The sequence below is a fragment of the Microcoleus sp. FACHB-831 genome (assembly GCF_014695585.1).
Taxonomy (GTDB): Bacteria; Cyanobacteriota; Cyanobacteriia; order Cyanobacteriales; family FACHB-T130; genus FACHB-831.
This window is the reverse complement of sequence record NZ_JACJON010000025.1, coordinates 1-19,818: the sequence shown is the minus strand read 5'-3', so window position 1 is coordinate 19,818 and position 19,818 is coordinate 1. Positions and strand designations below refer to the sequence as shown.

19 protein-coding genes are annotated in these 19,818 nt (G+C 46.1%); 12 read left to right on the top strand and 7 right to left on the bottom strand.

Annotated features, from left to right (window positions below):
- Positions 1–53 precede the first annotated feature (53 nt).
- Positions 54–2,633, bottom strand: coding sequence for a DNA gyrase/topoisomerase IV subunit A (locus H6F77_RS03595; protein ID WP_190485435.1), 2,580 nt, complete (start codon positions 2,631–2,633; stop codon positions 54–56).
- Positions 2,634–3,901: 1,268 nt separating this feature from the next.
- Between H6F77_RS03595 and H6F77_RS03590 the strand changes: the two genes are divergently transcribed.
- The 3 genes from H6F77_RS03590 (at position 3,902) to H6F77_RS03580 (ending at position 5,206) form a co-directional block, all read left to right on the top strand.
- Positions 3,902–4,297: a response regulator gene (locus H6F77_RS03590; RefSeq protein WP_190485433.1), complete on the top strand. Its 396-nt coding sequence runs from the start codon at positions 3,902–3,904 to the stop codon at positions 4,295–4,297.
- Between the two features lie 52 nt (positions 4,298–4,349).
- Entirely contained in the window at positions 4,350–4,745 is a 396-nt protein-coding gene (locus tag H6F77_RS03585; protein ID WP_190485431.1) for a response regulator, read from the top strand.
- A gap of 62 nt (positions 4,746–4,807) precedes the next feature.
- The gene (locus tag H6F77_RS03580; protein ID WP_190485429.1) at positions 4,808–5,206 is read left to right on the top strand and encodes a response regulator; all 399 of its coding nucleotides are present in this window, start codon (positions 4,808–4,810) and stop codon (positions 5,204–5,206) included.
- An 89-nt stretch (positions 5,207–5,295) separates the two neighbouring features.
- Here H6F77_RS03580 and H6F77_RS03575 read toward each other — a convergent pair whose 3' ends face one another.
- Entirely contained in the window at positions 5,296–6,180 is an 885-nt protein-coding gene (locus tag H6F77_RS03575; protein ID WP_190485427.1) for a tetratricopeptide repeat protein, read from the bottom strand.
- Positions 6,181–6,280: 100 nt separating this feature from the next.
- Between H6F77_RS03575 and H6F77_RS03570 the strand changes: the two genes are divergently transcribed.
- The 6 genes from H6F77_RS03570 (at position 6,281) to H6F77_RS03545 (ending at position 11,330) form a co-directional block, all read left to right on the top strand.
- Complete coding sequence (locus H6F77_RS03570; RefSeq protein WP_190485425.1) at positions 6,281–6,439, top strand: hypothetical protein; 159 nt, start codon at positions 6,281–6,283, stop codon at positions 6,437–6,439.
- A gap of 281 nt (positions 6,440–6,720) precedes the next feature.
- A complete protein-coding gene (locus tag H6F77_RS03565; RefSeq protein WP_190485423.1) occupies positions 6,721–8,562 on the top strand; it encodes an efflux RND transporter periplasmic adaptor subunit in 1,842 nt (613 codons plus the stop codon).
- A gap of 121 nt (positions 8,563–8,683) precedes the next feature.
- On the top strand, positions 8,684–9,898 hold the full coding sequence (locus H6F77_RS03560) for an ABC transporter permease (RefSeq protein WP_190485421.1): 1,215 nt from the start codon (positions 8,684–8,686) through the stop codon (positions 9,896–9,898).
- Positions 9,899–9,930: 32 nt separating this feature from the next.
- Positions 9,931–10,185 (top strand): type II toxin-antitoxin system HicA family toxin, encoded by a 255-nt coding sequence (locus H6F77_RS03555; protein WP_199321165.1) that lies wholly within the window; start codon positions 9,931–9,933, stop codon positions 10,183–10,185.
- Positions 10,182–10,403, top strand: coding sequence for a type II toxin-antitoxin system HicB family antitoxin (locus H6F77_RS03550; RefSeq protein ID WP_190485419.1), 222 nt, complete (start codon positions 10,182–10,184; stop codon positions 10,401–10,403). Before H6F77_RS03555 ends, H6F77_RS03550 begins: the two co-directional genes overlap by 4 nt.
- 231 nt (positions 10,404–10,634) lie before the next feature.
- Positions 10,635–11,330, top strand: coding sequence for an ABC transporter ATP-binding protein (locus H6F77_RS03545; RefSeq protein ID WP_242021879.1), 696 nt, complete (start codon positions 10,635–10,637; stop codon positions 11,328–11,330).
- Positions 11,331–11,417: 87 nt separating this feature from the next.
- On the opposite strand, the gene H6F77_RS03540 is transcribed toward H6F77_RS03545, so the two are convergent.
- The 4 genes from H6F77_RS03540 to H6F77_RS03525 all read right to left on the bottom strand — a co-directional run bounded on the left by H6F77_RS03540 (position 11,418) and on the right by H6F77_RS03525 (position 13,996).
- Positions 11,418–11,924, bottom strand: coding sequence for a pentapeptide repeat-containing protein (locus tag H6F77_RS03540; RefSeq protein WP_190485417.1), 507 nt, complete (start codon positions 11,922–11,924; stop codon positions 11,418–11,420).
- 111 nt (positions 11,925–12,035) lie between these two features.
- Positions 12,036–12,599, bottom strand: coding sequence for a GTP-binding protein (locus H6F77_RS03535; protein WP_190485415.1), 564 nt, complete (start codon positions 12,597–12,599; stop codon positions 12,036–12,038).
- Positions 12,600–12,795: 196 nt separating this feature from the next.
- Entirely contained in the window at positions 12,796–13,167 is a 372-nt protein-coding gene (locus tag H6F77_RS03530; protein ID WP_190485414.1) for a roadblock/LC7 domain-containing protein, read from the bottom strand.
- A gap of 298 nt (positions 13,168–13,465) precedes the next feature.
- Positions 13,466–13,996, bottom strand: coding sequence for an orange carotenoid protein N-terminal domain-containing protein (locus tag H6F77_RS03525; RefSeq protein WP_190485412.1), 531 nt, complete (start codon positions 13,994–13,996; stop codon positions 13,466–13,468).
- Positions 13,997–14,220: 224 nt separating this feature from the next.
- On the opposite strand from H6F77_RS03525, the gene H6F77_RS03520 reads away from it, so the two are divergent.
- The 3 genes from H6F77_RS03520 to H6F77_RS03510 all read left to right on the top strand — a co-directional run bounded on the left by H6F77_RS03520 (position 14,221) and on the right by H6F77_RS03510 (position 17,813).
- A complete protein-coding gene (locus tag H6F77_RS03520; RefSeq protein ID WP_190485410.1) occupies positions 14,221–14,595 on the top strand; it encodes a hypothetical protein in 375 nt (124 codons plus the stop codon).
- A 174-nt stretch (positions 14,596–14,769) separates the two neighbouring features.
- Positions 14,770–16,581 carry an aspartate--tRNA ligase gene (aspS, locus tag H6F77_RS03515; RefSeq protein WP_190485409.1) on the top strand — a complete coding sequence of 604 codons (1,812 nt, stop codon included), beginning with the start codon at positions 14,770–14,772 and terminating at the stop codon, positions 16,579–16,581.
- A 539-nt stretch (positions 16,582–17,120) separates the two neighbouring features.
- The gene (locus tag H6F77_RS03510; protein WP_190485407.1) at positions 17,121–17,813 is read left to right on the top strand and encodes a pentapeptide repeat-containing protein; all 693 of its coding nucleotides are present in this window, start codon (positions 17,121–17,123) and stop codon (positions 17,811–17,813) included.
- Positions 17,814–17,908: 95 nt separating this feature from the next.
- On the opposite strand, the gene H6F77_RS03505 is transcribed toward H6F77_RS03510, so the two are convergent.
- Positions 17,909–19,375, bottom strand: a complete 1,467-nt coding sequence (locus H6F77_RS03505; protein WP_190485405.1) for a hypothetical protein — start codon at positions 19,373–19,375, stop codon at positions 17,909–17,911.
- Positions 19,376–19,818 lie beyond the last annotated feature (443 nt).

Below are 19,818 nucleotides of genomic sequence, written 5' to 3'. Positions count from 1 at the left end.
GGGAGTCCAGACTCCAGACTCCGGAGTCCGGAGTCCGGACTCCGGACTAATGGCTAACGACAAGAAATGACACTGATGACTTTTTCATCGGGGTTGAGTTGACGGATGCGATCGCCCGCCCCATCTTTCCCAAACAACTTCACCGAATCCACAGCTATTCGCACGATTCGCTGCGTACTCGTCGCTAAACTCGCCGATTCTCCTTCTGGTGCAGCAACCATTCCAGCCATTGAATCTGTTTTGCTAGTAAACTGTAGCGCCTGAGTGCCAATATTACCCGGTACAGACAGCGGCATAGCGCAAACTGGCATTCGCTTGGCGTACCCTAACTGGGAAACCAGCAAGATGTTGTCATATACACCCCCTATAAAACAACCAACTATTTGCTCTTGACGACCCACGCGCAACGCTGGCACACCGCTAGACAATCGTCCTGTTAGCGGTAGATGTTCGTCATTTACTAACAGCCGCAGCAAACGTCCCCCGGAAGTAGCTATTACCACCTGATCTTTTGCTTTAGTAAGAGTGGCATACTGTAACTCGTCATTATCTTTAAGCTTGATCAGCGTTAGCCCCCGTCCGCTAAGGGTAGCAAGTTCTAACATAGGCAGGCGCTTGATTTTCCCCTGCTTAGTAAGTAAGAGCAAATCGGCTTTTTGGGCATCTGCTAGGAAAAAGTGCCCCGTTACTGTTTCAGATTGAGCCGAAGTGGGTAAAAGCTGGATCAGTGCGGTTCCCTTGCTTCCCCCAGAGGTGGGTGGAATATCTCCCACTTTTACGGGGTAAGCTTTGCCCAGTTTGGTGAGTACGACTAAATCTTGTTCTGTACTAATGAGCTTAGTTTGAACAGCAAAATCATCATTAGATTTCGCAGACGCAGATTTATTCCCAGTTTTTGGTAAGCGGCGCACGTACCCCCGCTGGGTAATTTCTACAACTACCTCTTCTTCTGCGGGTTCGGCATGCAATTGTAGATTTGGGGCTGGGGATTTGGGATTCTCCTGTTCTTGAGATTTGGGATTTGAGAGTTGGGATTTGGGATTTTTGGACTTTTCTGATCCTTTGTTGCCTTTATCGTCGGTTCCCTTACTCTCCTTCTCGTTAGCGGCCTTGCTCTCTGGTTCCCCTGCTTTTAAAAGGCGAATTCTGGTGCGACGAGGATCGGCGTATTTGCGTTTGAGCGATCGCAGGTCTTTTTTCAAGGCTTTGAGTAATTCGCGGCGATCGTTCAACAATCCCTCTAATTCGTCGATGCGACCGCTGAGTTGGTCAAATTCTTGCTGTAAGTTTTGCCGTTCCATACCAGTCAGCCGTCTTAGTGGCATGGCGAGAATAGCATCTGCTTGGCTGTCGCTGATATTGAATTCGCTGCTTAGAGTAAGTTTAGCCGTGCTGCCATCTGGGGCATTTCTCAGGATGGCGATCGCTGCGTCCAAGTTTGTCAATGCTGTCAAGATCCCTTCAACAATGTGCAGGCGTCGCCTAGCCTCGCCCAGTTCGTGGGTGTATTGACGGGTTAAAGTTTGCTCTCGGAATGAGAGGAACCGATCTAACATTTGGCGCAATGTCAGGATGCGCGGTTGTCCGTCTACCAACGCCAACAGAATTGCCCCAAAGTTTGTACACAGTGCCGTTTGTCTGTAGAGTTGAGCGAGGATCTCTTGCGGGTTGGTGTCGCGTTTGAGTTCGATAACCACGCGCAGTCCTTCGCGATCGCTCTCATCTCGCAAGTCAGAAATTCCCTGTATCTTCCCCCCGTTGACCAGTTCCGCGATCTTTTCAATCCAGGATGACTTATTCACCTGGAAAGGAAACTCCGTCACCACAATCGCTTGCCGCTTTTGGCGCCCCTTGCTTCCCTGGATTTCTTCTATGCTTGCTACTCCCTGCACTGGGATGCTACCCCTGCCCGTGCTATAAGCTTCCCTAATCCCAGATGTGCCAATAATTTCCCCTCCGGTAGGGAAGTCTGGCCCTGGAATCAACTCGAATAACTTCTCATCGGGTAAATCTGGCTTATCAATTAGAGCAATTAAGCCATCTACGATCTCGCCCAAGTTGTGTGGAGGAATATTTGTTGCCATTCCTACGGCAATTCCAGCGCAACCGTTAAGCAACAAAATGGGCAGTTGGGCTGGTAAAACTGTTGGCTCTTGTTGGGAATTATCGAAGTTTCCGGTAAAATCAACCGTAGCTTCGCCAATTTCACCCAGTAGCGCTTCATGGCTTATGGAAGCAAGTCTTGTTTCCGTATATCGCATCGCTGCGGGCGGATCGTTATCTACCGAGCCAAAGTTTCCATGTCCGGCAAGCAGCGGATAACGGCTAGAAAACTCTTGAACCATCCGCACCAAGGCGTCGTATACCGCTTGGTCTCCGTGCGGGTGATATTTTCCTAATACGTCGCCAACTACCCTCGCACACTTGCGGTAAGGTCTGTCTGGAGTAAGTCCCAGTTCGTGCATGGCATACACGATGCGTCGATGCACTGGCTTTAAACCGTCGCGGACATCGGGTAACGCTCGCCCGACTATCACACTCATGGCATATTCAAGATAAGACCGTTGCATCTCCGCGTGTAAAGCCGTGGGGATTACCCTGTCATTAACCAGCAGGTTCAGCTGTTTCGCCATGAGTTTCTTTCCCTAATTTCCTGACAAAAAAAAGTATTCTGTATCTTCAGAGTGATGGTTTATCGTCAAACCAGGCAATATTTTGACAATTTTCGCTATATCTGGTATAGAACACCAGGTAACGCTGCGAGTTGGATTGAGTGTTGCAGCCTGGGTTCCCCGGCATTTTCCGGACTAGATGTTGACTAAGTACCAACTGGTATCATAAGTGTTAATCAGCATCATACTCGTCACCCACAACCAAGTTGCAATTAGTCGCGAGACATATTATCTCTAAATTTAACCGCATTTCCCAAGAGATTAATGTCTCTGTTTTGTAAATAAAAATCTCTACAAATAGGCTAACTACCTGTTGAGACAAGCGATCGCATATTCCCAGATAACCACAAAAGCGCGTCAAGAATAAACAGCATTCAGGTGGAAACAAAGCGATCGCTAAAAGCTCTCCCTGCCAAGGATGCCGCGTTTAGAAACGCAGAATACCACAAATTACGCAGCTAGAGTGAGAGGAACATACTGTTAAATACAAACAGAAAATCTTGTGTGAGTGCAAGAGCAAGTTTACAAGCAGGCTGAGATTATCTAAGTATAAACACAAAGAAAAGGGGTTATTGGTTCTAGCTTATAAAATTGGGTCGGGGAGAGCATTCGTTACCCCCAAGCGATCGCCGATACGCTTGGTTTCCTGATTCGTTAGAATTCAGGCTGTCATAAGGTATATGCTAGCCGACGCGAAGAGCGATAGTGCTGGCGAAGCGCCACCCTCTAAGGGGTATATTCCCCAAGACACACCCCCCAGGGAAAGGAGTAGCGATCGCTTTTAATCAGCAGAGCCACTTTTTCAACATATACACCCCTGGAATAAAAAGGCACAACAAGCATAACCTAAATCTTTCGCTTCAACGATAGATGACGTAGGAGAGAAGAGGCAGTATTTTAAACATAGCAATCGCTCCGCGTCACAATAAAGAAGGGAGAAGAAAAAAGCTTTTTTGGCATAAGCACAATCAACAAACCCTTCTCGCTCCTCTTATACTGATGATGAGTCTTTATACTTCCCCATACTCTTGCTATTCCGCCGTAGCCTGAATTATGGCAGGTTTCCTATACAAATCCTTAGTCTATTTGGGAAGGAGCTGTTACTTTATAGAGGTTATGTATGAACAAAAGTCCGCCGAAAATAACGCATTAGACCACTATAGGATTACAAGCAAGATTGTATTAAGGAAAACTCTCCATAAAGAGCGCGACTTAAAAGGAAAAGCTCCATGAAAACCGTTCTGATAGTAGAAGACGATCCAATAAATGCTCGTGTTTTTTCCAAGATTCTCGTCAAGCGCGGCGGCTTGGGCGTGAAGCATACTGAAAATGTGGAAGAGGTGATGCAAATTGCCCACGCTGGGGAAGCTGATATCATTTTGATGGATGTTTCTTTGGCGCACAGCGTTTACCAAGGAAAGTCAGTTGACGGTATCAAGATCACGCAGATGTTGAAAGCTGACCCGCAAACGGCTAAATTACCGATTATTTTAGTGACGGCTCACGCGATGGAAGGCGATCGCGAAAACTTCCTCAAGCTGAGTGGCGCTGATGGCTACATCTCTAAACCAGTGGTTGACCATCAACTGTTTGTAGAGCAGATTATTGGCCTGTTGCCAAAATAGCGCTATCGATGCCTATCAGCCCCAATATATAGGAAATCAGCCAAAGCAAAGCATGACAACAGTTCTGATAGTAGAAGACGAGCCAATAACTCTTCGCGTTTTCTCGAAAATTTTGAGTAAGCGTGGCGGGTTGGACGTGAAGCACACCGAAGATGTGGAAGAGATAATCCAAATTGCCCAAGCTGGGGAAGCTGATATCATTTTGATGGATCTTTCTCTGACCAACAGTGTTTACCAAGGAAAGTCAGTTGACGGCATCAAGATCGCGCAGATGTTGAAAGCTGACCCGCAAACGGCTAAATTACCGATTATCTTAGCGGCAACTCACGCTATGGATGGCGATCGCGAACACGTTTGCAAGCTAAGCGGCGCTGATGACTATATTTCTAAACAAGTGGTTGACTCTACACTGTTTGTAGAGCGGATTAGGGCGGTGTTGGCTAAATAGTGCATCAAGCGCGATGGGCAAGCCTTCAGCGCCAATGACTGGGAACTCAGGAAAAGCGAAGCATGACAACAGTTTTGATTGTAGAAGACGAGCCAATAAATGTTCGCGTTTTCTCGAAAATTTTGAGTAAGCGTGGCGGGTTGGACGTGAAGCACACTGAAGATGTGGAAGAGGTAATCCAAATTGCCCACTCCGGGGAAGCTGACATTATTTTGATGGATGTTTCTCTGACCAACAGTGTTTATCAAGGCAAATCAGTTGATGGCATCAAAATTACGCAGATTTTGAAAGGTAATCCGGAAACGGCTAAATTACCGATTATTTTGGTAACGGCTCACGCTATGGATGGCGATCGCGAAAACTTTCTTAAGCAGAGCGGCGCTGATGGCTATATTTCTAAACCAGTAGTTGACCATCAACTATTTGTAGAGCAGATTATGGCAATGTTGCAAAAATCATAGACTTCTGGGGAATAGGTAATTGGAAAAAATATGAATGATGAATTATCAAATCTTTTATTAATTCATCATTCATTATTACCTATTACCGATTATTGGGGTGCCATTTCGCTTGGTGAAGGTTGGCTCTTAGCTTCAGCTATACTGGCTTGAATTCTGGGAATTTGTAGGAACTTTTTCGTATCGTTTATCAAGCGATCGCCCCAGAGATTATCCTTAAGAAACTTCAAATCAGTGTAGCGATTGTCGATGCGGATAGCCGCCTCTCCCATCCTCAAACCTTGTTCCCTGTCCCCCTTGCCATACAGCGCCACCGCCATTGCCAGCAGGGGTTCGGCGGCTTTGCTATCGAGAGAGTTCGCCGCGCGCCACTGACGAAGCGCCCCTTCGACATCACCAGATTCGTACTTAACTAGGCCAATATTATTAATAGCTGGCCAGAACTTGGGATCTTTGGCGGCTGCTTTTTGATACTGAGCGATCGCTTGCTGCGAATTACCCAGCTTATAGTAAGCATTGCCCAAATCAAATAAAGCTTCCGGAACATCGGGTTTTAACTTCAAACCCTCTTGGATACTAGAAACTGCTGTCTGGTACTTGCCTTGCTGGAAGTACGCGCTACCCAGAGAAAACCGAATCGAAGCCTCCTTGGGTTCCAAGGACTGAGCCTTTTGCAAAGCGGTAATTCCCTTATCTACCTGCTGTGATTGCACGTACAAAGTTCCCAGCAAAAACCAGGTTTGAAACCGCTGAGGAGCTAGCTGAGTAGACAACTGCGCTCTGGGTAGCGCCAGTTCAAATTGTTGAAATCTTGCCAATTGAGCCGCATCTTGTGCCAGGATCAAGCCCTGCTGCTCTAGCTCTTTTGAATCAAGTTGCAGCGTATAAGGGACGAGAGCCTGTGCAAAACTCGGCTGTGGCACGCTCCATAAACCCAGGAGAACAAGAAGGGATAATAAAGGTATACGCTTGGGCACTGTGCAGCCTCAGAAGAACAACAAACAAAAGGAGACGCTTTAGGTTGCCGGGGCAAAACTTAAAGCAATCTTCCGATAAGTTAACCCATCCTCAATTTAATTGGCAGAAGTCTTCCCACCAGACCAGTATCCAAGTCAGGATATCAAGAGCGTAGGTGTAGTGCCGCCTGCCCGCGAATGCGTGTCGCGCCTTGGGGAAACGAAAAATGGCGATCGCGAACGTCATTTTACCCTAATGGGTGAAGTGCTTCGCCGTTAGCCCATCTTAATCTAGTAGATAGAAAACTATATTACACATCGGTAAACTTCCAGGGTTTACACATAGGCGAAGGGTAAATACTACTAAAACTTGGCGGATATTGGCGATCCAGCCTTCAAAAATTCCTTCCATCCGGGCATCTCAAGTCGCTAAGATTAAGAAAGGTAAAGTAACATTCATCTATCTTCCTACTTCCTCCCGACATCCGGATATCCGGACGCCTCTGCCCGTCAAGGATAAATCGGCTACTTTTTAGTGCCTGAATCTGACAGACAACACGTATGCAACTTCCTAACTTTTTCAATGGCAATTCCAGAACGGCTGCTCGCGTCGCCGAACCAGAAAGCGCCAAAACAACTCCCAAGTCCAACCCACAAAAACCGCCCTCACCACGTAAAAAAGGCAACAATGCCTACCGTTGGATAATCGGGCTGGTGGCAGCGGGCGTATTGGGCGTTGGTTCTACAACTTACTACATTAAATCCCGAAGTACGCCCCAAGTAGAAATCGATAAACTGACCGTACCAGTTACATCGCAAACCTTGAGCGTGCGGATTACCGCTAGCGGCTCTGTAGTTCCGATTCAAAGCGTCAACCTTAGCCCCAAAACCTCTGGGCGTTTGGCAGAGTTGCGTGTGGAGCAGTCGGATAAAGTCCGGGCGGGGCAAATCATCGGCGTCATGGAAAATAGGGAGATTAAGGCGCAGGTCAGACAAGCAGAAGCTAACTTGGCTAAAGCTAAAGCGGCGTTGGCAGATGCCCAAAATGGCAGCCGGAAGGAAGAAATAGCCCAGGCTCAAGCGCGGCTGGCTCAAGCCGAAGCGCGGCTGGCTCAAGCGCGGACAAGTCGCCCCGAAGAAATCTCCCAGTCTCAAGCACGTCTAGCTCAAGCGCAAGCGCGTCTGGCTCAAGCCCAAGCAGGTCGTCCCGAAGAAATTGCCCAGGCACAAGCGCGTCTGGCTCAAGCCGAAGCGCGTCTGGCTCAAGCGCGGCAGGGTCGTCCAGAAGAGATTTCCCAAGCTCAAGCCCAAGTTGACGATGCGTTGGGGAGGGTCAATCAGACGCAACAAAGATTGAAAAGCTATCAAACCTTGCTAGAGAAGGGAGCGATTTCTCAGGATCAATTCAACCAGGTGAAGACCGAAAATACTACAGCTGGGGCTGGCCTGACACAAGCCCAAAAACGCTTGGAGTTGGTGAAGAAGGGCAGCCGTCCAGAGGAAATACAAGCCTTGGAAGCAGCAGCGGCGGAAGCACGGTCTTCTTTACAGCAGGTGAAAAATGGCAAGCCTCAAGAAATTGACCAGCTCAAAGCCGCAGTAGAAGAGGCGCGATCTGGGCTACAGCAGACCCAAAAAGGCAAGCGTCCAGAGGAAATTGACCAGCTAGAAGCTGCTGTGGTAGAAGCGCGTTCTGCCTTAGAACAACTGAAAAATGGTAAGAGTTCAGAGGAAATTGCCCAGTTAAAAGCAGCGGTTGACGCGGCTCAAGCTCAATTGCAGGCGGCGCAATATCAGCTAGAAGATACGGAGATCCGCGCACCGTTTGATGGAACTGTGACGCAAAAGTATGCCAACGTAGGCGCTTTCGTGACGCCGACTACATCGGCTTCTAGTACGAATTCGGCTACGTCTACTTCTATTGTGGCGATCGCTAAGGATTTAGAAATTAAAGCTAAAGTCCCAGAGGTGAATATCGGACAAATTAAACCCGGACAGCAGGTTGAAATTGTCGCTGATGCCTATCCCGAAAAAGTATTTAAAGGGACTGTGCGGCTAGTCGCACCCGAAGCCATATTGGATCAAAATGTCACGTCATTTGAGGTGCGGCTGGCAATTGATACTGGCAAAGAGCAGCTGCGGTCGGGGATGAATGCTGATCTGACGTTTTTGGGAAATCAGGTTAATAATGCCCTAGTGGTGCCAACGGTAGCGATTGTCACCGAGAAGGGCCAGACTGGGGTACTGATACCGGATGGAAAGAACGAACCCAAGTTTAAGCCAATTAAGATTGGGTCGTCGATTAAAGATCAAACGCAGATCTTAGAGGGAGTAACTGAGGGCGATCGCGTGTTTATTGACTTGCCCAAAAACAGCAAGCGCAACCAGCCGCAAAATGAATAAGCCTGAATTGGGAATTGGGAATTGAAAGTCTGGAGTCCGGAGTCCGGAGTCCGGAGTTCCCCATGCCCCTAATCCCCTAAAGCAGTCCCAAAGTTCCCCATTCCTATTACCACTAACAAGTATGGATATTGTAGAAAGCGTTAAAATGGCCGCTACAACTTTGGTGGCTAATAAACTGCGTAGCAGCCTAACTATGCTGGGTATTATCATTGGCAATGCCTCGGTAATTGCAATGGTAGGAATCGGGCAAGGCGCTCAGAAATTAGCATCAGAGCAGTTTGAGTCGCTAGGGCCAAACGTGCTGTTTATAATTCCGGGCAATCAAAATGCAGAACGCAACAGAGACGTGCCAAAGACACTCGTGCTGGCAGATGCAGAAGCGATCGCTACTCAGGTTCCTTCTGTTAAAGATGTAGCTCCCCAAATACAAAATCGATTCCCAATCGTTTACCGCAACAAAAATACCAATACTCAAATTATTGGAACGACGCCCGCATTTTTGCCCGTCCGCAGCTTTAACGTTGCTAAAGGAAGATTTTTCAACGACCAAGATATTAAAGGCAATAACCAAGTTGTTGTTTTAGGGTCAGAGGTAGCAACTAAACTTTTTGGTGATACAGATCCGGTAAATCAAAGGGTACGAGTCAAAAATCTTGGCTTTGAAGTAATTGGCGTAATGGAGTCTAAAGGCTCTTTTCTGGGAAGCAACCAGGATGACACGATTTATGTACCTATAACTACGATGGCAAACCGCCTAACCGGGCGTACATCTCCTTATGGTTTGGAAGTTTCTTTTATCTCCGTTTCTGCTAAAGATGAAGCGAATAGTCGCGCCGCCCAGTTCCAAATTGCTAACTTGCTGCGGTTGCGCCACAAAATTGTTGATGAGGATGATTTTACTGTCCGCAACCAGAAAGATTTACTTCAAATTGTCAATACTATCAGTGGATCTCTAACTTTGTTGCTAGCAGCAACATCGGCTATTTCTCTGCTAGTGGGCGGTATTGGTGTTATGAATATCATGCTGGTTTCCGTAACCGAACGCACTCAGGAAATCGGACTCCGTAAAGCTATCGGTGCCCAAGAACAAGATATCCTAATTCAATTTATTATTGAGGCGGTTATTCTCTCGGCTGCTGGTGGTTTAGTAGGTACTGTCCTTGGTGTAGGCGGTATTGGGCTGATTAGTGCGTTGACGCCTTTGAAAGCTGGAGTTTCGCCCATCGCAATTATTATGGCTGTCAGTATTTCGGGCGGTATTGGTTTATTCTTTGGGGTTGTTCCGGCGCGACGTGCAGCTAAACTTGACCCAATTGTTGCTCTCAGAAGTGCGTAAGGCTGCTATTCACGACTCTAACCATAACGACAGTGAAAAAGCGCAAATTACTGGAAAAAGTTCTATCTGGATCGAAGAATATCCAGTTTGATGAAATGGTGACGCTGATTGAAGCATTTGGGTTCAGTCTGGATCGGATCAACGGTAGCCATCATATCTTTAAACATCCTTCTGTGCCAGGGCTTATTAACATTCAGAATAAAAAAGGCAAGGCAATTCCCTACCAAATACGCCAATTTTTATTGTTAATTGAAGAGTACGCTCTCACGCTTGAGGATGAACTATGAAAGACTATCACATTAATGTCTTCTACAGCGAAGAGGATGAGGGTTATATTGCCGATATTCCTGACTTAAAATACTGTTCTGCTTTTGGCGAAACACCAGAAGAAGCTGTGCGTGAGGTGATTGTTGCTAAGGCTGCATGGCTTGAGGCTGCAAGTGCAGAGGGTAAACCAATTCCCTTGCCTAGATATCGACCTATTATTTACCAGGTTGGAACTTAAACTAATTTCCACGTATCGTGAATTAGAGCAAGCCTGCTCTCTCTTACCGCCTTTGGTAGCTCAAATTACCACTGATGTCACCTGAATAGGTGAAGCACTTCCCTTGCTGCTCTGCCATAATTATTAACAAGTAGACCCAAATTTGATATGACACCCAACAGCCAACAGACAGCAGTTGATAGCGCCCAACAGCAGAAAACCGCTTCTGTGCAAAAGCCCCTGATCATTCGGATGGAGGACGTTACCAAAGTCTATGGTATGGGCGATACTGAAGTTCGCGCCCTTGCTGGTGTTAGCCTAACGGTAGAACAGGGCGAGTATTGCTCGATTATGGGTGCGTCGGGTTCGGGTAAGTCTTCCGCTATGAATATTATTGGCTGTCTAGACAGACCTACGGCTGGTCACTATTACCTAGATGGCGAGGATGTGGCGCAGATGGAAGACTCTGAGTTAGCCAACATTCGCAATCGCAAGCTGGGGTTTGTGTTCCAACAATTCCATTTATTGCACCAGTTAACGGCAATGGAAAATGTTATGTTGCCGATGGTTTATGCTGGTATTCCTTATGCTGAAAGACGCGATCGCGCTAGGGAAGCTTTGGTGCGCGTTGGGTTGGAACATCGATTAAATAATAAACCAAATCAGCTATCTGGAGGACAACAGCAAAGGGTAGCGATCGCGAGGGCTATTGTCAACCGTCCAGTCTTACTACTAGCTGACGAACCTACAGGCGCACTCGATTCAAAAACCACCCAAGAAGTAATGGGCATTTTCACAGAGCTGAATGAAAGTGGTATAACTGTAGTAATGGTCACTCACGAACCCGATGTAGCGCGTCTCACAAAACGTATAGTCTGGTTCCGCGACGGAGAAGTTTTACACTCGCATCTCACCCCCGACGAAATTGGAAAAGTAGCGGTGGGCTAGTTTCTAACCAATCTTTTAGTAGCTTTCATAAGTTTAGGGGCTTTTTACTAAGCCCTTTTTTTTTAATACTATAAGTTTAAAAACACCTCACTCAATCCAAGCAGGTCCTTCGAAGAAACTTCCATCTTCTCTAAAGGTTTGATACACGAAAACACCTTCTCCGAGGGGGGGGAAATTTTTAGCTCCCCTCAAGTCAGTTTTTATGAATTTGGCAGTACCACCAATCGCTGCCCTGTAGAGGTTAGCCCCATCAAATATAGCAGCCGTCAAGATAGCATCATTCAAACTGGCATTGGAGAAGTCAGTCCCTATGCAATCAGCACCGCTCAAGTCAACTCCTCGCAAATTGGCATAACTGAGATTGGCATTAGTGAGGTTAACACAAAGCATTTTGGCTCTACTCAAGTTGGCATAGCTCAGGTTAACGCCGCTCAAATTAACACCTATCAAATCGGCTCCGCTCAAATCAATTTCCCGCAAATCTTCTCCATCCAGTCCGGACGAACTGATTCTAATCCCAGCAAAGTCTCTCTCGCCAGCTGCGTATCTCTTCAGCAACTTTCGACGATTGAGATATTTTCTTCCATCTTCCATAATTTATTTTCCACATCAACTAACATATCCAATCCTAATCGGTAGCCCTCTCCTTACAGGAAATTTCCAAGAGACAGGGGCAGGGGGCGAGGTTAAAGTTTCCACTTCAAATTATCTTGTTCTTTGCAAAACTTGTTGCACTAATATAGTTAACAACTGAACTACCGATTGTCGCTGCGTGGGATTGAGAATAACAATTGGGGGGCGTCTTTTCTCATCAACAAAACCCAATGCGATCGCCACATTATCCTTAGACCAAGCCCCCTTACAATCAGTATGAGTTAAACCAATTATCAAAGGAATATTTACCCGCTGTTTCATAAAAGATAAAATTTTACGAGCATAGCGAAAATCGCTGGGGCGATGGGCATCTACCAATAATATATAAGCAGCCGCCCTGCGAATCAAAATATCCCACATAAAATCAAAGCGAGACTGGCCTGGAGTACCGTAAAGATGGACTGATATCTTATTGCCTAAATGCAAGCGTCCAAAGTCCATAGCTACAGTTGTTTTTTTCTTCATCAAAGCTGTTTCGTCTGTAGCTTTACGATCTGTATCGACAGGGGCGATGTCGCTGACCGAGCGAATAAAACTAGATTTACCAGCGCCTACTGTACCTGTTACGACAACGGGGATAATTTGCCGCAGGTTTTGTCCCTGAGAAAACCTCATGATTCAGGATTCATAATGATTTTTGTTTCCCTTGATAGGGGGCAAAGAGGTAGTACTTTCATTACCTAAACTAAGATATCAGGCATTATTATTCCGACGATGTGTAGCTTGTAAAAAGAAACCCTTTTTCAAACGAACAATTAGTGATGATTAGAGCTTTTGGAACGCGATCGCGCTATTTTGGCTTACCGACTTTTTAAGTTAAAAGCGTCTTCAGTTCTGGAAGCACGCGCTTAATTTCTAGCATCAGCACACCCTGTTTAGCAGCCTTGCTCGCTAACACCAAAAATACCGCCTCTTCGCCGCACGAAGTCAAAATGCCGAAGCCTTTATCGCCTTCAACATAGATGCGGTCTATCGTTCCCCTCGACAACTCGCTGCCAATGCGTTCGCCTAAAGACAGCATAGCAGCAGACATTGCAGCAACTCGTTCTTCATCCATTTCGCCCGGTAAAGTTGCAGCTAAAGATAATCCGTCAGGCGAGACGAGGGCTACACCCTGAACATCACTCGCAGAAGTAACAAAATTTTGCAAAATGCTTTGAAGTTTGGCTGTATTGATTGGCACGATGGCGTTCCTAAATTGGTAACTTTTTTAAGTAGAAGTTTAGCAATAGGCAGGATAACTTAAACTCACGCACTATGAAGCTGGGGTTAAAGTGTTAAGTAGATTTTTTACTTCTTAGACATTATAACTAGATGCTTGCACCATCGCTCTAGGCAAAGCAATCAGCGTGTAACTTTAGCCAGCGCAGTAATATGGCGATCGCACTTTGAAACCAAATAAAAAAGAGTGTTCCGCTAAGGGAAAAACACTCTTCTTAAGAATTTCACCTTTTAAGGTAAGATGCGTCTAGCTAATTTATCTACAGGCTAGATGTCTTCCCGGTTTCAGCTTGGGTGGGAATAGGCTTAACGTCGGTGTGACCCATCTTGCTGACTATTGTACGGAACATCGACATTTGCCCCTGGAAGTCTAAGCCTTCAATTAGGCTCATCAAATCGTTAATGGGCTTGCTCGCTTGGTAATCTGCGGGCATACCCACGACCGTATCTCCCATACCTCTCGCCCAAGCGTACCAGACCATTAACTGATTATTCTCTTTCAATGCCCCGTAGGCGCGGGAATATTCTGTGTCCTCGCGGTTCACGATTTCTCGCATGATTGCCAACTGGCGTTGGTCATCCAATTCATAATAGTCTCCTAATAGTTTGGGAGTCAGCTCCGGATCGGCAGCGTTTGGCGCTGCTGGGGTGATTGAGTCTCCCATTTTTTCATAAACATAATAAAACCATGCCAATTTATCATCAGTGTTTAATGCTTCAAAAGCATTAACCACTTTTAACGTTTCGTCTGAGAGTGCTTGCGATTTTATGCTGTTTTGGTCTGAAACCATAAATTTTGCCCAAAAGTGATTTAATTAGTTCCAGATAATGGATATCAAACTTTGCCAGTTGAAATCGCCCTCCAAGAGAGAGATTTAAAATACTAATAAAGGGCAGCTTAGGGTTTGCACAAAGATGCCAGGAAAATCTATCCCAAGAGGGTAAAAGGAAGGGGGATCGCTCCCTTAAAATCTAGATTGCAGATAAAAAAAGTCTAGATAAATAGGAGTTACTTATGACTGAAGAATTGAAACCAGATCCAAACCAAGCTACAACTCAGGACGCTCAACTGGCTGCGGAAAGTATGCTCGCGGGGAACGAGGATACGCCAGAAATCGACGTAGCTGGTGACTACGAAGCATCAAAGGCGTTTAGCGTTAGTGCCATAGATACCACAGAAGAAGGCGCGAAAGCCGCAGAAGCAGCTACTGCACCTGACTTCAAAGTGAGCGATGCAACAGAGATGAAATCTTCACCGGAAGCAAAGAACAGCCCGGACGATTACCGTCAAATGGCTGCGGACGTTAATCCCCAAGCGTCAAAACAGCCGAGCCTCGATAGCGACGATCTAGTGAAAAGAGCTATAGAACTGGGCAAACCGGGGAATTAAGCCGGAAACGCTTTTTAAAACAGAATAACGATGGTAGCGCTCAACCGACAGTTGGTTGAGCTTTAGTCATTTGAATGCAACAGAATTGCCAGGAATGCTGGATAATGGGCAAAGCTTTCACATTTTGTTACGTTAAGAATCCCAGTTTTGCAGCAGGCATCCCGATTGGCAACTATGCGAACCCATTATTGCGGCGAAATTAGAGCGGAAAATATTGGAGAGACAGTCACCCTATGTGGATGGGTAGACCGTCGCCGCGATCACGGGGGTGTGATATTTTTAGATTTACGCGATCGCACCGGAATTGTCCAAATTATCAGCGACCCAGCACGCACGCCTGATTCCTACGAAGAGGCGGCGAAGCAGCGGAACGAATACGTCCTCAGAATTACAGGTAGAGTTAGCAAGCGTCCCGAAGACTCACTCAATCCCCGCATCCCCACTGGCGAGATTGAAATTTACGCCGATCGGATTGAACTGCTAAATCAGGTACACAAGCAGATGCCTTTCCAGGTTGGCGCGGGAGATACAGAATCCGTGCGCGAAGACTTGCGGCTGAAGTATCGCTATTTGGACTTGCGGCGCGATCGCATGACTCGCAACCTGCAACTCCGCCACCAAGTAGTTAAAGCTATGCGCCGCTACTTGGAAGACGAGCAAAACTTCATTGAAATAGAAACGCCTATTCTCACCAAGTCTACTCCCGAAGGCGCACGCGATTACCTCGTACCCAGCCGCGTCAATCCTAGCGAGTGGTATGCATTACCGCAGTCTCCGCAGCTATTTAAGCAACTGCTGATGGTATCCGGCTTTGACAGATACTATCAGATTGCTCGTTGTTTCCGCGATGAAGATTTAAGAGCCGACAGACAACCAGAATTCACCCAGTTGGACATGGAAATGAGCTTCATGTCCCAAGAAGATATCATCCAACTAAATGAAGGTTTAGTTAGTCATATCTTTAAGGCTATTAAAGGCTTAGACATCCCGCGTCCCTTCCCGCGTATGGCTTACGCTGAAGCGATGGAACGTTACGGATGCGATAAACCAGACACACGCTTTGGCTTGGAACTTGTCAACGTTTCCGACTTGATGAAAGACTCCGGGTTTAAAGTATTTTCTGGCGCTGTTGCATCTGGCGGCGTTGTCAAAGTGCTACCAATTCCCGGCGGTAACGATGCTATCTCCAACGTGCGAATTAAACCCGGTTCTAGTGGCGACTTGTTCAAAGAAGCCAGCGAAGCAGGTGCAAAAGGTTTAGCTTACATCCGCGTGCGCGATAATGGAGAAATCGACACCATTGGCGCAATTAAAGACAACTTGACCGAAGAGCAAAAGCAAGAATTGCTCAGTCGAACTGGTGCAAAAGCAGGCCATCTTTTGCTATTTGGTGCCGGAGATACTAACACTGTCAATAAAACTTTAGACAGATTGCGGCAAGTTATTGGTCGCGAATTGGGCTTGATTGACCAAAACAAGATTAACTTGTTGTGGGTGGTAGACTTCCCGATGTTTGAGTGGAATGCTGAAGAGAAGCGATTAGAGGCATTGCACCACCCGTTTACTGCTCCTCATCCTGACGATTTAAGCGACCTAAAAACTGCAAGAGCGCAAGCTTACGATTTAGTTTGGAACGGTACAGAAGTAGGCGGTGGTAGTCGCCGTATTTACCAGCGAGAAGTTCAGGAGCAGGTATTTGAAGCTATTGGTTTAACTAAAGAGCAAGCTAATAGCAAGTTTGGGTTTTTATTAGAAGCATTTGAATATGGCACGCCGCCGCATGGGGGAATTGCCTACGGCTTAGATCGATTGGTGATGCTGTTAGCTGGTGAAGAGTCAATTCGCGATGTAATTGCATTTCCGAAGACGCAGCAGGCGCGGTGTTTGTTAACCGATGCGCCTTCTGGTGTGGATGGAAAGCAGTTGAAAGAGTTGCAAGTTGCTTCAACTTATAAGCCGAAATCTGCTGATAAAGCTACAAATTGATTATCAGTTTGAACGTTCCTGCTAGCTCCCCGACTTCTTGGAGAAGTCGGGGATCTGAACCCTTAGCATCTCACAACTCAAATAGGATTGCTATACTAAAAAAAACCGCCGAAGCGAATGCGGTTTAAAGCTTCGCAAAAGGCGCGAGAATATGTATAACTAATAGATAAAAAATTTTATTATAAATGGCCAACAAAGTGGCGCAGTTGATGGTTGATAATCATGGGGGAGTGCCAACAGTCTCTTCTTATGAGATTAAAAAATAAATTCCGGCTAATTCACAGATGAATAGTTTGATAGAGGATGGGAGTTGCAAGCGAGATGCGATCGCCTCCCTCCCCCTACAAGAATAGGGCGCATCCCTAGTAAACTCATCCGTTGGGTAAGTATCGATGCATACCAGCGGAAGAGGTGCGATCGCGTCACAAATTTTAATATAGAAGTGTTAATAAAACAAATTTGGGAAATTTAATACAAAGCACTCGTTGGCGAGTGCTTTGATTCATTCAAATCCCAAATGCAGTCGTTCTGGTGATGCTATGAACTCACATCTTGCTGACTCAAATCACCTACACCCGAACCACGCAAAACGTCGAATTCGTCTAAAAATTCCCCCAAAAGTTTTAAAGCTGGCTGCTTGGTTATACGTTAGAGAAAATAAAGAATATTCTCTTGAATCGTTGCACCAAGCGGGTGCAAATACATCAATTCCGCCAAAATATATCCAGCAGGCGATCGCGCAACTACAACTTCGGCCTGCAAAAAAAGATAACATCAAATTACCCCAAGTATTTATTATTAGCGCGGCGGCGATACTGAGTTTGGGTGGTTTGTGGCAATTTACCCAGCCTGCACCCAGAACATTTAAACCACCAGAATCACCTGAAAAAAATCTCCCAGGCGCAACCCTGTGGAATACAAATCTTAAGGGAAAAGACCTAAAAAATGCCGATTTAAGGGGTGCTAACTTAGCATATACCGATCTCAAAAATGCCGATTTGAGCGGTGCTAACCTGAAAGGTGCTAACTTGACAGGTGCTAATCTAACTAATGTCAACCTCAGCAAAACTAACTTGACGGGTGCTAAGTTGCCAAGCGCCGATCTAACGGGTGCAAACTTAAGTGATGCTAACCTGACAAGTGCCAATTTGAACTATGCAGATTTGAGCGCGGCTAATATGAGCAACGTTCAAATAAAGGATGCAAAACTTACGGGTGCAAAACTGCCCTAAGATGTAAGACGCAACCTGCGAGATACCCGACTTCTTAGATAAGTCGGGTATCTGAAACAGTTAGGTAAAAATTCAGAGATTGATGAGCAATGATATTAGTCTAAATTGAGGTAATCTTCAATGTCTTTAACTTGCGGATCTGGGAACTCGCCCAAGAATCGCCACAAAATAGTATAAGTGCCATCAGTGCGGCGGTGAACTGGACGGAAAGCTACAAGTACATCGCTGCTAGATGTTTGAATTAGTTCGTCAATTTTGCGGCGATCGCGTCTAGCAACTGGCTGAAGATTTAAAAGAACTTCCGGCAATTTGAACTGCACTAATCGCACCACATATGTATGGTTCAACACGGCTGGTGCTTGCGAGTAGCCTAACTGATTCGGGGGATAGTTAGCCAGCGAACCGCTATAAAAGCTTCGTCCGTGTTCTTGCAACGCTTTTATCCGATTGGGAGGGCTATAAGTGAGGAATAACTGTCGCATTTGTGGCGAAAGTCTTCTGGCTTGCTTCAGCGTAGAATCTAGCTTTTCTAAAGGTACATCGCCCACATCTACCATAAACCCGTAATCCAATCCCGGCTGAGCAAGGCGGAAATTACCCTTCTCTGAACGCACAGCTAAGCGGGGGCTAAGTTTATTTTGGCGTTGGTGCAAGAGGGTGTAGGGATTACGCTGTGCTAGCGTAGGTGCTAATCGATTTCTCAGCTTATTGGGATCTGGATTGTAAGCCTCTGCTGGCAATATAAGGGAAATGCCCGTATTGGGTACCGCCAGAAACTTAGCATAGAATTCAGCTTCTAGAGGATATGCATTGTACGTCAGGCGCTCGACTTCTTTGACGGTTTCGGTTGGATCGGTAAACCTGAAAGTTGGAGGAAAGGCGGCGATCGCACGAGCCAAAAGCTGTCTTGCAGCTTGTATCGCCACCGTTCCTTGTACCGGAGGCGCGATCGCGGGTTGGATTGGCGGATCGTAATTAGCTAGCAGCTTCTTCGCTGGCTTACCAATTACTCCCGGTTCTGGTGCAGGCAAATTCGGAGCGTTAGCCCAAGGAGGCGTTATCGGCTTGCTGTAGTCTAACCTTCCATCATCTGGAACAATAGGGTCTACTCCCGCAAGATCTCCAAGTGTTACTGAACGCGCTTCCAGGAGCGATCGCAGCGGCTGGAGTTGACCAATAGAAGCATAAAGATAGCAGTAAACCTGTTTTTGCTCAACGCTCAAATCCGACCTGTTCGCGCCGCTGGGAGAACACAAGACAGCAGGATTGGAGTATTGACTTCTGAGAAAGTCTTCAACAATGCCTTGGTGGAAGGTAAGCTGCGATCGCGTAGCTAGCGCTCTATTTAAATCTGGCCCTGCGATCGCTCTTTCTATACGCTCAATTAAATTTATCTGTTGCTGCACGATTTCCCTGCTTTGCTGCCAGAAATCGTTTGTTTGGGCTAACTTGAAAGAACTTTGCCTCGCCACAATTGGTTTTTGAGACGACGGCGCTGCTATAACCTGCTGTCCGAGCAACGCTGGTAATAAAGACACCAAAATTAGGAATAAGTAGCGCATAGGAAGTTGATCTCTACCCTAATTATTAAATCAAACACCCAGCCTATCTTTAAACTTTTCTGTCTCGCTCAAGAAAGTAACATTTTTTTTACAATCAGACGCGCCTAATTAAACGTAACTTGTTGCTTTTGTCTATGGGGCGTTAACTGATGTTAAGTAATAACTCCCCCTTTATAATCTTCTATTTCCATCCTAAAAACGCAATTTACGTCTACCAGGTGCTTTAGTTTAACTACATCCCTAAAGTCTGTGTGCTGCTTTAAAATAATTTTATAGCAATTTTAAAGGATTTGTGAACCTCTCTACCGCTCCTTCCTAACACTTCCCCTAAGAGGATGTTTTAAAAGTGGGGGGCTGTTGTAAGAAAACTCACAAGGCTTAAGCTGAAATTTGTAGAAGAATCAGCACCTTGTGAGCAAATGACGCGCAGCATATCCTAGCAA

Bases quoted from the DNA above. Each gene is read 5' to 3' on its own strand.
- H6F77_RS03525 (WP_190485412.1), bottom strand. From the start codon at position 13,996: ATGGTTTCAGACCAAAACAGCATAAAATCGCAAGCACTCTCAGACGAA.
- H6F77_RS03510 (WP_190485407.1), top strand. From the start codon at position 17,121: ATGAACTCACATCTTGCTGACTCAAATCACCTACACCCGAACCACGCA.
- H6F77_RS03595 (WP_190485435.1), bottom strand. From the start codon at position 2,633: ATGGCGAAACAGCTGAACCTGCTGGTTAATGACAGGGTAATCCCCACG.
- H6F77_RS03540 (WP_190485417.1), bottom strand. From the start codon at position 11,924: ATGGAAGATGGAAGAAAATATCTCAATCGTCGAAAGTTGCTGAAGAGA.
- H6F77_RS03535 (WP_190485415.1), bottom strand. From the start codon at position 12,599: ATGAGGTTTTCTCAGGGACAAAACCTGCGGCAAATTATCCCCGTTGTC.
- H6F77_RS03560 (WP_190485421.1), top strand. From the start codon at position 8,684: ATGGATATTGTAGAAAGCGTTAAAATGGCCGCTACAACTTTGGTGGCT.
- H6F77_RS03550 (WP_190485419.1), top strand. From the start codon at position 10,182: ATGAAAGACTATCACATTAATGTCTTCTACAGCGAAGAGGATGAGGGT.
- aspS (WP_190485409.1), top strand. From the start codon at position 14,770: ATGCGAACCCATTATTGCGGCGAAATTAGAGCGGAAAATATTGGAGAG.
- H6F77_RS03565 (WP_190485423.1), top strand. From the start codon at position 6,721: ATGCAACTTCCTAACTTTTTCAATGGCAATTCCAGAACGGCTGCTCGC.
- H6F77_RS03580 (WP_190485429.1), top strand. From the start codon at position 4,808: ATGACAACAGTTTTGATTGTAGAAGACGAGCCAATAAATGTTCGCGTT.
- H6F77_RS03585 (WP_190485431.1), top strand. From the start codon at position 4,350: ATGACAACAGTTCTGATAGTAGAAGACGAGCCAATAACTCTTCGCGTT.
- H6F77_RS03545 (WP_242021879.1), top strand. From the start codon at position 10,635: ATGGAGGACGTTACCAAAGTCTATGGTATGGGCGATACTGAAGTTCGC.
- H6F77_RS03505 (WP_190485405.1), bottom strand. From the start codon at position 19,375: ATGCGCTACTTATTCCTAATTTTGGTGTCTTTATTACCAGCGTTGCTC.
- H6F77_RS03520 (WP_190485410.1), top strand. From the start codon at position 14,221: ATGACTGAAGAATTGAAACCAGATCCAAACCAAGCTACAACTCAGGAC.
- H6F77_RS03590 (WP_190485433.1), top strand. From the start codon at position 3,902: ATGAAAACCGTTCTGATAGTAGAAGACGATCCAATAAATGCTCGTGTT.